Here is a 12,158-nt window from a genome sequence, read left to right as displayed (position 1 = left end):
GAATAAGCTTGGCGTGGGGACTACTCAGTCTTTTCCGGAACTGAAGCCACCCGGCGTGAGAATGACCTTTTTACACGACAGGGCACTGCTCCGTCAGACATGACCGACATGTTCGAGTGCGAATTCGACAAAGTTGACAAGCCGCATCGTCTCGTCAGGTTCTGTGTTTCAAGCGCATGCTACTCCCCGAACGAGGCCGATGGTGACCGGAAACGCCGTTTTGAAGAAGTCCGAATTCTTCTCGACCGGTCAGAAATACGATAGCAACTATCCTGGAAGGGACATGACAATGGCTGCCCATCAACGTGAATGGATCAACGAGCATGATGATCAGCCCGCTTCCGATCTCCTGCGTGCAGTCAAGATCGCCTTCAAAGCGCACATGGGACAAACCGACAAAGGGGGCGAGCCCTATTTCCTGCATTGCAAACGGGTGGCTGACGCGGTGAGCGGTGGTGAGCGCGCCGTCGCCTACTTGCATGATGTCGTCGAAAAGGGACCCGGGTGGACGTTGGACCGTTTGCGGGACGAGGGATTCACGCCAGCGGTCATCGAGGCCGTCGACGCACTGACCAGACGACGTGACGAAACCGATGACGCGTTCGTCGCGCGAGCCTTGAAGAATGAACTTGCCCGCCCGGTCAAGGTTGCCGATCTTAAAGACAATCTTGCCCAGGCCGAGAAGACCGGGATAGATTCCTCCAAGTATCGGGAGGGCCTCAGACTTGCCAGTCAGATTTGCGGCAAGCCAATCAGGCTGGGGTAGGCAAAGCTCCGCCCCAACGGGGCGCACCCCGTCATCCGCAGAGCTTGCACAAACAAAAGCGCCCGCCTGAAGAGCGCGCGCTTCAATTTTATCAGGGATAGAGGCTACCTCAGCGCACCGACGTCCCCGATAGCCGTCTCGATGTCAGCTGTCAGCTTGGCTGTCTATCTGCAGTGATTGGTCTCAATGGGGCAATAACGAGATCCGCTTGCAAACATCAAAGCGCGTTGAAAGAAGCCGCTGCACACTTCGACGAGGAACGCCCATCGGCCTGATGCCCATCAACAAGACTGGCTCGCCGCACGCCCGGTAGCGGGCTGAGCGCGCCGTGGTCTGTGATGCCTGCAATAACTGGGGAATATCGTTCCGCGTCCCCTTCCTGACCCTGGAATTCCGACCGTGATCACCCAAAGAATCTATTCGTTGGTCGGGGAAGCCCCAGATGCTCACGCAGGGTCGCGCCTTTATAGTCCCGGCGGAAAAGACCACGGCGTTGCAGTTCGGGGATCAGCCGCTGCGTGACGTCATCGAGACCTTGGGGGAGGTACGGAAAGACGACAGTAAAACCATCAGCGGCCTGGTCTGCAAGCCAGGCTTCCATGTCATCTGTAATTGTTTGCGGCGTCCCCACGAAAGCAAGCCCGGCATAGCCGCCGTAGCGCCGGGCAAGCTGGCGAACCGTCAATTTCTCTTCCTCCGCCAGACGCAGCGCCTGCGCGCGGCCGGTCTTGCTGGCGTTGGTTTCCGGGATCGGCGGTAGGGGCCGATCCGGATCGAATCCCGAGGCGTCGTGTCCAAGTGCAATGGACAGTGAAGCGATTGCACTGTCGTAGTGGACGAGGCTATCGAGCTTGTCACGCTTGGCCCTCGCCTCATCGACCGTATCACCGATCACGATGAGTGCCGCAGGCAAGATCCTCAGATATTCAGGGTTGCGACCGAAAGCCGGCATTCGTCCTTTGATGTCGGCATAAAGCATCTTGGCGGCTGAAAGATCGCGGGGCGAACAGAAGACGAGCTCGGCCGTCTCGGCGGCCAGCTGGCGACCGGGCTCCGATTGACCTGCTTGGACGATGACCGGCCATCCTTGGACGGGTCGTGCAATATTGAGCGGGCCACGGACACTCAGCTCAGCTCCTTTGTGATCGAGAACATGCATTTTCTCCACGTCGAAGAAGATGCCGCTCTCCTGATCGCGGATGAAGGCATCGTCGGCAAAGCTGTCCCAGAGGCCCGTTACGACGTCATAGAATTCGCGCGCCCGTGCATAGCGTTCGCCATGCTCTATATGCTCGTCCAGGCCGAAATTCCGTGCAGAGTCGGGATTGGCGGTGGTCACAATGTTCCATGCTGCGCGTCCGTTGCTGATGTGGTCCAGCGAGGCGAAGCGCCGCGCCACATGATAGGGCTCGTCAAACGTGGTCGACGCGGTGGCGGCAAGACCGATCTTCTCGGTGACCGCGGCAAGAGCCGAAAGCAACGTGAATGGCTCGAACGATGTGACGGTATGACTGCGCACCAGTGCGTCGACAGGCATGTTCAACAGCGCCAGATGGTCCGCCATGAAAAAGGCGTCGAACTTAGCGGCTTCAAGTTTTTGTATGAACGACTTGATATGGCCGAAATTGAAATTCGCGTCGGCATAGGAACCAGGATAGCGCCAAGCACCCGTGTGCAGACTGACCGGACGCATGAAAGCTGTAAGATGCAGAGATTTTGCCATGACGCACGACGCCTCAGATATCGATAGGGATACAGGTAGCCATTCATTCGCAAGACGCTAAGGCACATCATTGCGCCGAACACAGCACGGGTGAAAAATCTGTTTGGGATTTTTTGGCATCATCTCAAGATGCCGCCTCGATTTGCGGTCAGCGTTTCGCCTCAATCATCTACGAGCCAGCCACATCTTTCACACGACGACGGGACGAGTGGCTATGTCCATTGTTCGGCAAGCGTGACCAGCGCCCAGATGCGGCATGTCTTCGTGCTTGCAACGACATGAGGCGGCCGCATTGTATGGGTTGCGTTGCCGTTGTATTCTGTTGCCTGACAAGCATACAAAGTACGCGGTGCATCGCCGGAGCCAAAGTCTGGTCACGTGTTTCAACCCGTGAATAGGTAGCTGCGGATAATGGAACTCATCGTCGCCCTCGGATTGATCGTCTTCAAGGTCGCGTTGCTGATTGCGATGCTGCTGCTGCTGCCGTTGCCTCTAACCTGGCTGGAACGCAAGATCGCGGGGCACATGCAGCAACGAATGGGGCCGATGCGCGTTGGATGGCATGGGCTGCTGCAACCGATGGCGGACGGTATCAAACTCTTGACCAAAGAGGACCACATCCCGGCCGACGCTGACCGTTTCCTGTTCAAGATGGCCCCCATTCTCGCGCTCGCTCCTCCCTTCGTGGTGTTCGTCGCGATCCCCTTTGGCGAATCCATCTCGGTGCTCGGCAACGAGATTTCCCTCTATGTCTCCAACATGAACGTAGCGATACTCTTTGTCTTCGCTGTGCTCGGGATCGAAGTGTATGGGGTCATCTTTGGCGGCTGGGCCGCCAACAGCAAATACGCTGTTCTGGGCAGCCTCAGGACCTGCGCGCAGATGATAAGCTACGAGATCCCGATGGGGTTCGCAGTGATTGGCGTCGTCATCATGGCGCAATCCATGAGCCTGCTCGAAATTGTGCGAGCGCAAGCCAATGTCTGGAACATCGTCTATCAACCGATCGGATTCGTCGTGTTCTTCGTCGCCGGATTGGCCGAAGCACAGCGCATTCCTTTCGACCTGGCGGAAGCGGAAGGCGATCTTGGCGCCGGGTTCCATACCGAATATAGTGGCATCCGCTTTGCGTTCTTCATGATCAGTGAATATGCCATCGTCCTTTTGGTGTCGGTCCTGGCGGTGATTCTGTTCTTCGGCGGTTGGAACGGGGTACTGATCCCGTTGCCACCACTCCTCTGGTTTGCCCTCAAGGTGGCATTCTTCCTCTATTTGTTTATATGGTTCCGCTTCACCTTCCCCCGGTACCGCTATGACCAGCTGATGGCGATCGGATGGAAAGTCTTGCTTCCTTTGTCGATGGCGAACATAATCATTACTGGTCTTCTTTTCTCCTAGGGGCCGTAGCGGCTCCGATGTGGGGCGGCGATGTCGCGCGCACGAGACAGCATTGGGACATGGATCGGCTGGGCTTTCTTCGCCGATCTCGCGAGCGGCTTGGCGCTTACCTTCAGCTACATGTTCTCCAAATCCGTGACCATGCAGTACCCGGACAAGGAAAAATGGTTGCCCTACCCGCGTTACCGTGGGCACCACTTCCTGAAGCGCGACGACGAGGGCGAGATCAAATGCGTGGCTTGCGAACTCTGCGCCCGTATTTGTCCCTGCGACTGCATCGAAGTCGTTCCCTACGAAGACGAGAAGGGCAGCCGTCACCCGGCAAAGTTCGAGATCGACACGGCACGGTGTCTCTTCTGCGGACTGTGCGAGGACGCCTGCCCGGCGGACGCGATCGCGCTGGGCCAGCAATACGAATTCGCAAGTTTTTCCTCGCGTGACTTGGTGATCGGACGGGATGATCTGCTCGGCAAGCCAGGCAAGGCGGCGACCGGCGGCGGCGTTGTACCTGCGCGCCTGAACACCGAACAGGATGTTCTGGTCGCTGCGAGCGAGCCACAGGGGTACAACTGGTGGCAGAATATCCGACGAAAGTGAACGCAGCGCCAGCCGCAGGCGCAGACAGACGGAGGGTCAGATGTATGTCGGTGAAATCATGAAGAACAAGGGTGTCGGTGTCATCGCCGTCGCCGGCGATCAGACAGTGATGGAAGTCCTGAGGCTATTTCGCGACAACAATATCGGCTTCGTCGTCGTCAGCCAATCTGGCGGCAGACACCTCGGTACATTGTCGGAGCGGGACTGCTGCAATGCCGTAGCGGAATATGGGGCAGAGGCGGCGGCGATGCGCGTTGCGGATATCATGAACCGTGATATTGCGACCTGCTCCACACGGGATTTGCTGCCCGTCGCGATGGAGATCATGACGCAGCGGCGGACACGTCATGTGCTGGTGATGGATGGGGACGACGTTGTCGGCGTGGTCAGCATCGGTGATGTGGTCAAACATAGGCTCGACGAAGCGCAAGTCACCGAGCAGGAGTTGCAAGACTACATCTGTGGGGCCAGATATCACTGACGAGACCCTCAGGGTAGCGGTGAGCGACCTGCGGTGTCTTGGCCTAGGATCTCGGCTTGCGCCCCGAGGCTGGCAAGAGTGGCGATCTCGAGTGGTACGTGCGCCTTATGAACATCGACCGGACAGGGATACACGCCCCGACTCATCAGGCTGTTGAGGCGAAGGGCTCTGTAGTTTTCGGGCACGAACACGAGTCCTCGAGGAAAGCGCCTGTCGACCTTGAGCTTCGCCGTCAGTTCGCCTTTTGCGGATCGCACGACCACCCGATCGCCGTCCGAAAGGTCAAGTTGAGCGGCGTCCCACGCCCCCATTGCGACATAAGGGTCATCGGCGGCCGTGTTCAGGGTTTCCGAGCGCTCGGTAAGATATCCATTGTGGAACAGGCAGTTCCCGGTGACCAAAACGAGCTGGTCGCTGGCAATGGGAATATGCGGTGAAGCGAAGAAGCTTCCAGGCGGCGGCGCAAGGACGTCCTGAGTGAAAGCTCCGTCAGCGCCAAGCCGATCCTGGCTTAGTCCCTGGTAAGCGGGAACCAGCCGAGCGATCTCGTCGAAAATCAAGGTTTGGATAGATGGCGGCTGCGGCGCATTGCTTCGAAGTCCTGCGACAAAGTCGAAGATCGCCAGATTGCCCCGGGCCTCGGCAACCGGGTCGCGGAACTTTCTGACCTTCGTTATCCGGCCCTCATTATTGGTGAAGGTACCGGATTCTTCGCCGTACGTCGCTGCCGGCAGCACCACGTCGGCCAGGCCTGCAGTATCCGTAAGGAACGCGTCCTGCACGATCAGGAGATCTGCTGCCCCGAGCGCGCGCTCGACGAACGTTCGGTCGGGATAAGACAGCAATGGGTCGCTTCCGGTTATATAGAGCGTGCCCAATTGCCCCGTGTTGCAGAGCTCAAGCATGGCGTCGAAATCCGCACCTGGTTCAGATGGGATCTTGCCGCCCCAGGCCCGCTCGAAACTGGCGCGCGCCGCGCTATCGGCGACCGAGGCAAGCCCCGGCAGTGCCGCCGGCAGAACCCCCATGTCCCATGCGCCCATCTGGTTGGCGCGGTCGAAGAGCAACTGCATCTTCGGTTCCTTGCCGAGCAGGCTAAGGAGCTGCAAGAGGTTGGCAAGCTGCTGCAGCGTAGTGCGTGCAGTGAGGGACCGCAGGACGTCGACGCTCACAAGCACGGTTGCGCGCCCCCCTGCGAGAAGCGCCGTGGCGATAGCATCCTCATCGGTGGTCGCCGGTGGCGAGCTTGTTACTGCGACGATGCTGGCAAGAACGTCATCCGGCAGGTCCTTTCCCGCGGCCGCCACGACAGAGGCCACTACCTTGGCAAGGCCTGCTGCCTCAGCGCCTGGCAGAACGCGACCGACCGCCTGTGCATCGGCGTCCAGGCGGGAGGGCCGCGTCGAGAGCATGAGCAACCCGGTCTGCCGGCGGCGCGCAGCGTCACGCAGAAGATATTCGGTGACCGGGTTCTCCTCGGTCACATTGCCTCCGACGACGAGCACGCAATCGTTGCCGATCACCTCTTGAAGCGGGGCGCGGGTGTAAAAGCCCGCCATTAGTGGACCCAAAGTCTCCAGAGGCGTGGACCAGCGCGACGAGCAGTCAATATTGTTTGTATTAAACTGTGTCCGCATCAGCTTCTGAAACTGGTAGAGCACCTCGTTTGGAAGACGAGGTGAGGCAAGCCCGCCTGCGGCCTTTTCCTCGACGGCCGACAGCCGCTGACGAAGGTAGCTTCCGGCTTCTTCCCAGGAAACTGCAATGAGAGCGTCATCCCGACGGACCATCGGCCGCTTGATCCGGTCCTGGCTTGTGACGAAATCGAGGCCGAAACGTCCCCGTACGCAAAGCGTTTCTCGGTTGAGCCCCTCATCCCACTTCGAGCGCACGCGCATGAACTCGCCCTTGCGCGTGCCGACTGTCAGCTGGCAGCCGGTGCCGCAATGCGGGCAGACCGTGTCGGTCTCGTCAAGATCCCAAGGCCGCGCCTTGTAGCGATAAGGGAAGCTCATCAGCGCACCGACAGGACAGACCTCGACGCAATTGCCGCATTGATCGCAGCTTGCAAGACTGCCCTCGAAACCGGTGACGGCGGTGTCCATGCCTTTTTCGATCGTACCCAAAGCGACCGCGCCGACCACCTCCTCGCACATCCGCACGCAGCGCTGGCACTGGATACAGCGGTTGACGTTCATGATGATAACCGGGCTGAGGCGGATGTCCTCGGAGTGGAAAACACGTTTGGCATCGCGGAACCGGCTTTCGCGGGGTCCGTATGCCATCACCTGGTTCTGAAGCTCGCACTCGCCGCCTTTGTCGCAGATCGGACAGTCGAGGGGGTGGTTGGCGAGCAGCATGTCGAGCATTGACGAGCGCGTTTCCTCGATGAGCGCCGTGTTCGTTTTCACCACCATGCCGTCGGTGACAGCGGTGGCACAGGACGGCTGCAACTTGCGCTGCCCCTCGATTTCCACCAGGCACATGCGGCAGGAGGCCAGCGCCGGCAGCCGCTTCATATAGCAGAAGGTTGGAATGTCGATGCCCAAACGCTGGGCGGCCTGCAGCACCGTAGACCCGCCTTCCACTTCCAGCATTTGGCTATTGATCGTGACTGAAACCATGACTTCCTCGCGGTCTTAACTCCCAGCGCACCTCAGTGAAACGGGCACGCCCGTTCTTCGATATGGGCAACGAATTCATCGCGGAAATGCTTGAGTGCGGCCCGCAATCCCATAGCCGCGCCGTCGCCAAGAGCGCAGAACGTATTGCCAAAAATGCCCTTGCAGAGCGCGTCCAGCTGTTCCAGATCGCCTCGTTCCCCCTGCCCCGCCTCGATCCGGCGCAGCACCTTGACAACCCAGTCCAGCCCTTCGCGGCAAGGCGTGCACTTGCCGCAGGACTCGTGGTGGAAGAATTCGATGATGCGGGTGGCGACTTTGACCATGCAGGTGGTATCGTCGATCACGATCACCCCGGCTGAACCAAGCATTGAGCCCACGGCAGCGAGCGAGTCGAAATCCATCCCCACATCTAGCCCGCTCTCCGGGATGACCGGCGCCGAGACTCCACCTGGGATCACCGCCTTGATCCTGCGCCCGGGCAAGGGACCGCCGGCGCGGTTCTCGACCAGCTCGCGCAACGATATACCCATCGGCAATTCATAGAGGCCAGGCTTGGACACTTGTCCGCTCAGGCAAAAGAGCTTCGGGCCGGGGCTCTTGTCCGGGCCGATTTCGCGAAACCACCTTGAACCCCGCATCACGATATGCGGCACGCAGGCGAGCGTCTCAACGTTGTTGATGACCGTCGGACTGGCGTAGAGTCCTTCGACTGCAGGAAAAGGCGGCTTCAGGCGGGGCTGCGCCCGCTTGCCCTCGAGCGAGTCGAGCATCGCGGTCTCCTCTCCGCAGATATACGCGCCTGCACCGCAATGGACATGCACGGCGAAATCGAAATCAGAGCCCAGGATATTGCGTCCGAGGTAACCTTTTTCGTGAGCCTCGGCGATCGCCTGCTCCAGGCGACGGATCGCGGTCATATACTCTCCACGGATGTAGACATAGGCCGTATTGGCGCCAATGGCGTAGGCGCCAACCGCCAGCCCCTCTACGAGCTGGTGCGGGTCGCGCTCCATGATGATCCGGTCCTTGAAGGTGCCGGGCTCGCCTTCGTCGGCATTGCAGCACAAATAATTCGGCTTGGCGCCCCGCTTCGGCACGAAGCTCCATTTCATGCCCGTCGGAAAACCGGCACCGCCGCGACCGCGCAGGTTTGATTCCTTGACCAGGCCTATGATTTCATCGGGCGTGTGCTCGCTCAGCACTTTCTTCAGCGCCTGATAGCCGCCGCTGGCCTCATAGGTCGACAGCAAATGACTATCCGGCCGGTCGATATTCTGGAGGAGAACCGGCTCGAACATCGTGCTACTCTCCTACCGGCTGCGTTGAAGCCTGCTCAGAGTTTGATGGCGGCGCTGCTGCTACCCGAAGACTGTTGAGGAGTGCATCTACCCGCGCGACATCAAGATTGCCGTGGTAATCGTCGCCGACTTGCATGACCGGAGCCATCTCGCAGGCGCCGAGACACTCCACGGTCGAAAGCGTGAATAACCAATCCGAGGTGGTCTCGCCCTTCTTGATTGAAAGGACCGTTTCCAGATGCTTCAACAGCTCCTCCGATCCACGCAGCATGCAGGAAACATTGTCGCAGAGTTGCAGGTGGAACAGGCCCATCGGTTCGGTATGAAAGAGCGTGTAAAAGGTCGCCAGTTCGTAAACCCAAATCCGTTCGACGCCGAGGATGTCGGCGACCTCCTCCAGCACCGGACCAGGCAGATAGCCATGCTCCTTCTGGGCGATCAGAAGCGCGGGCATGATCGCCGAGCGCTGGTTCGGATACCGTGTCGCCGCCGCTTCGATCTTTTCGCGCATGCTCATCGCATCGGATTCCCTGTTACTTGTCCACCTCCGCCATCACCGGATCGAGGCTGCCCAGCACTGCAATCATATCCGCCAGATAGCGTGCATTGGTGACCCCGAAGAGGCCCTGAAGGTTGACGAAAGACGGTGCTCGCACCTTCATCCGGAATGGTTTCGGCGATCCGTCGCTGATGATGTAGAAACCCAGCTCGCCCTTTGGCGCCTCGATTGCCGAATAGACTTCGCCCTTCGGCACCATGAAGCCATAAGCTGACAGGTCGAAATGCTGGATGAGCGCCTCCATCGAGCAATGCACCCGATCCTTGTCCACTGGGAAGGCGATCGTCGGCATATCGATCTGGAACGGTCCTTCCGGCATCTGGTCCAGGCATTGGTTGATGATCGCAATGCTCTCGCGCATCTCGTCAACACGGCACCGCCAGCGCGCATAGCAATCGCCCTCACTGCGGGTGACAACGTTGAACTCCAGTCGGTCGTAGATCTCGTAGGGCTCGTCGCGGCGGATATCCCAATCGACGCCTGAGGCACGCAGATTCGGGCCGCTGAGACCAAGATCGATTGCGTCCTCGCCGGAGATCACGCCGATGCCCTTCGTGCGTTTGAGGAACACCCTGTTGTCTTCGAGCAGTTGCTCATAGTCGCGGACCCGGTTCGGGAAGATGTCGCAGAATTCCCTGATCTTCTGAAGGAAGCCGTCAGGAAGGTCCTCACGTACTCCGCCAACCCTGCAGAACGACGTGTGCATTCTTGCACCGGTAATCATCTCCAGCAGGTCCATGATCATCTCGCGCTCGCGCATGACGTAAAGCAGCGCGGTCATTGCGCCGAGATCCATCGGCAGCGCTCCGGTGATCAGGAGATGACCTGAGAGCCGTGCCAGTTCGGCCATCATGACACGAATATACTGCGCCCTGACCGGCGCTTCTATGCCGAGGAGCTTCTCCACCGCCAACGCGAAGGCCAGGTTGTTCGACGGCGGGCAGAGATAGTCGAGCCGGTCGGTCAGCGGGAAAATCTGGGTGTAGGTGAAACTCTCGGCCAGTTTTTCGGTGCCTCGGTGGAGGTAACCGATATGCGGGTCCACGCGCTCCACATACTCGCCGTCAAGTTCAAGGACAAGTCGAAGTACCCCATGAGTGCTGGGGTGCTGCGGGCCGAGGTTCAGGAGCACGTCCCTGGTGAGCGCTTCGCCTTGTGGCCTGTTGAGCTCGGTGACTTCGGTCATCTCAATGTTCCGGCGTAGAACGGCCTCCTTGCGGGATGTCCCTGGTGGCGATGTCGGGCTGTGTTGGCGGCGGGCCTTCGGCCCCGAAAGGATTCAATGTGTCCTTGTAGCCCCGCAAGGGGAAATCCTTGCGCTGTGGAAAGCCCTTGAAGCCTTCCCACATGTAAATCCGACGCAGATCGGGGTGTCCCTCGAACGTGATGCCATACATGTCCCAGGCCTCGCGCTCATGCCAGTTGGCGGTGCGCCAGACCCCGGTCACGGAAGGGACGCGCGGCGGATCACCAAGTTGGCACTTGATGCGAACCCGCCACCTGTTGGGTAGCGAATAGAGATGATACACCGCCTCGAACCGAGGCGTTTCCGGATAATGATCAACCCCGCAGATATCCGAAAGGAAATTGAACTGCAGTGCCGGTTGGTCTTTCAGAAATCGGCAGAACTCGACAATCCTGTCGGGTGGAACAGCAAAGGCGTGAATGCCATGCACGGTGCCGAGGTCCTCAACTCCTGCTTTGAAGTGCTCCATGATCGGAGCGCGATTGAAAGTCGACTCCACACTCATAAGCCCGCAACCCGACCCAGAGGCGTCCCGGCCAGCGCACGGGATCTCTTGATCTTCTCTTGAAGCAGCAGAAAGCCGTGCATCAGCGCCTCAGGCCGTGGAGGACAGCCTGGCACATGCACATCGACAGGCACGAAGGTTTCCGATCCCTGCACCACGGCATAGGTATTGTAGACCCCTCCGGAAATCGCGCAGGTGCCCATTGCGATCACCCAGCGAGGCTCCGGCATCTGGTCATAGAGCCTGCGCACGACGGGTGCGAACTTCCGCGTCACTGTGCCGGCGATGATCATCACATCGGACTGGCGCGGCGAAGGCCGGAACACGACGCCGAACCGATCGAGATCGTAGCGCGCGCATCCCGCCGAGATCATTTCGATGGCACAGCAAGCAATTCCAAAAGTCTCCGGCCAGAGTGCCGACCTTCGGCTCCAGCTGATAACGCTGTCAGCCGTGGTGAACAGGACGCTGTCGCGGATAGCATTGCTTACGCCTCCCATTCCAGCGCTCCCTTCAACCAAGCGTAGGCGAAACCCACGGTAAGCAGCACCATGAAGACGAACATTTCGACATAGCCGACGATCCCGATGTCTTTCAGGACGACAGCCCAGGGAAAGAGGAACATCGTCTCGACGTCGAAGACGACCAACAGGATCGCGAGCATGAAGAACTGTACCCTGAAGCGGCCCCCGGCGGCTTCGCCCGCCGGGTCCATGCCGCATTCATAGGGCATGTTCTTTGCGGGATAGGGATTGGACGGACGCAGCAGCGAGGAGACAAACAGCGTTCCCCCCGTCACCAGAGCAACTCCGGCGACCATGACAAGGACCGGCAAGAATTCCATTGCAGCCATAGTCATATCGCATTGCCCCGGTCACAACCGAGAGCTTTGTCGAGGCCGCCACCGATCAATTCTGGACCAGTTGTGCAATCGCCCCGAGAAGCGACTTTGGGCAATCCT

General features: G+C 59.3%; 12 protein-coding genes. 4 read left to right on the top strand and 8 right to left on the bottom strand.

Features of this window, described 5'->3' with window-relative positions:
• Positions 1-289 precede the first annotated feature (289 nt).
• Positions 290-766, top strand: a complete 477-nt coding sequence (locus RGCCGE502_RS19390; protein ID WP_141652379.1) for an HD domain-containing protein — start codon at positions 290-292, stop codon at positions 764-766.
• Positions 767-1,169: 403 nt separating this feature from the next.
• On the opposite strand, the gene RGCCGE502_RS19385 is transcribed toward RGCCGE502_RS19390, so the two are convergent.
• Positions 1,170-2,489 carry an LLM class flavin-dependent oxidoreductase gene (locus RGCCGE502_RS19385; protein ID WP_016555887.1) on the bottom strand — a complete coding sequence of 440 codons (1,320 nt, stop codon included), beginning with the start codon at positions 2,487-2,489 and terminating at the stop codon, positions 1,170-1,172.
• Positions 2,490-2,900: 411 nt separating this feature from the next.
• Between RGCCGE502_RS19385 and nuoH the strand changes: the two genes are divergently transcribed.
• The 3 genes from nuoH to RGCCGE502_RS19370 are packed head-to-tail and all read left to right on the top strand — an operon-like array spanning position 2,901 to position 4,965.
• Positions 2,901-3,887 (top strand): NADH-quinone oxidoreductase subunit NuoH, encoded by a 987-nt coding sequence (gene nuoH, locus RGCCGE502_RS19380; RefSeq protein WP_016555886.1) that lies wholly within the window; start codon positions 2,901-2,903, stop codon positions 3,885-3,887.
• A gap of 30 nt (positions 3,888-3,917) precedes the next feature.
• Entirely contained in the window at positions 3,918-4,484 is a 567-nt protein-coding gene (locus tag RGCCGE502_RS19375; protein WP_016555885.1) for an NADH-quinone oxidoreductase subunit I, read from the top strand.
• Between the two features lie 40 nt (positions 4,485-4,524).
• Positions 4,525-4,965, top strand: a complete 441-nt coding sequence (locus RGCCGE502_RS19370) for a CBS domain-containing protein (protein ID WP_016555884.1) — start codon at positions 4,525-4,527, stop codon at positions 4,963-4,965.
• 8 nt (positions 4,966-4,973) lie between these two features.
• Here the strand turns inward: RGCCGE502_RS19370 and nuoG are convergent, their stop codons facing one another.
• The 7 genes from nuoG to RGCCGE502_RS19335 are packed head-to-tail and all read right to left on the bottom strand — an operon-like array spanning position 4,974 to position 12,050.
• Positions 4,974-7,589 (bottom strand): NADH-quinone oxidoreductase subunit NuoG, encoded by a 2,616-nt coding sequence (gene nuoG, locus RGCCGE502_RS19365; RefSeq protein ID WP_016555883.1) that lies wholly within the window; start codon positions 7,587-7,589, stop codon positions 4,974-4,976.
• A gap of 32 nt (positions 7,590-7,621) precedes the next feature.
• A complete protein-coding gene (nuoF, locus tag RGCCGE502_RS19360; RefSeq protein WP_016555882.1) occupies positions 7,622-8,887 on the bottom strand; it encodes an NADH-quinone oxidoreductase subunit NuoF in 1,266 nt (421 codons plus the stop codon).
• A gap of 4 nt (positions 8,888-8,891) precedes the next feature.
• A complete protein-coding gene (nuoE, locus tag RGCCGE502_RS19355; RefSeq protein ID WP_016555881.1) occupies positions 8,892-9,404 on the bottom strand; it encodes an NADH-quinone oxidoreductase subunit NuoE in 513 nt (170 codons plus the stop codon).
• Between the two features lie 16 nt (positions 9,405-9,420).
• Positions 9,421-10,632 carry an NADH dehydrogenase (quinone) subunit D gene (gene nuoD / locus RGCCGE502_RS19350; RefSeq protein WP_016555880.1) on the bottom strand — a complete coding sequence of 404 codons (1,212 nt, stop codon included), beginning with the start codon at positions 10,630-10,632 and terminating at the stop codon, positions 9,421-9,423.
• Position 10,633: 1 nt separating this feature from the next.
• A complete protein-coding gene (locus RGCCGE502_RS19345) occupies positions 10,634-11,197 on the bottom strand; it encodes an NADH-quinone oxidoreductase subunit C (RefSeq protein ID WP_016555879.1) in 564 nt (187 codons plus the stop codon).
• On the bottom strand, positions 11,194-11,697 hold the full coding sequence (locus tag RGCCGE502_RS19340; RefSeq protein ID WP_016555878.1) for a NuoB/complex I 20 kDa subunit family protein: 504 nt from the start codon (positions 11,695-11,697) through the stop codon (positions 11,194-11,196). The genes RGCCGE502_RS19345 and RGCCGE502_RS19340 overlap by 4 nt, the downstream gene beginning before the upstream one ends.
• Positions 11,685-12,050, bottom strand: coding sequence for an NADH-quinone oxidoreductase subunit A (locus RGCCGE502_RS19335; protein ID WP_016555877.1), 366 nt, complete (start codon positions 12,048-12,050; stop codon positions 11,685-11,687). Before RGCCGE502_RS19335 ends, RGCCGE502_RS19340 begins: the two co-directional genes overlap by 13 nt.
• Positions 12,051-12,158 lie beyond the last annotated feature (108 nt).

It is taken from the genome of Rhizobium grahamii CCGE 502 (genome assembly GCF_000298315.2).
GTDB classification, from domain to species: Bacteria; Pseudomonadota; Alphaproteobacteria; order Rhizobiales; family Rhizobiaceae; genus Rhizobium; species Rhizobium grahamii.
This window is presented reverse-complemented; position numbering and strand designations above follow the sequence as displayed.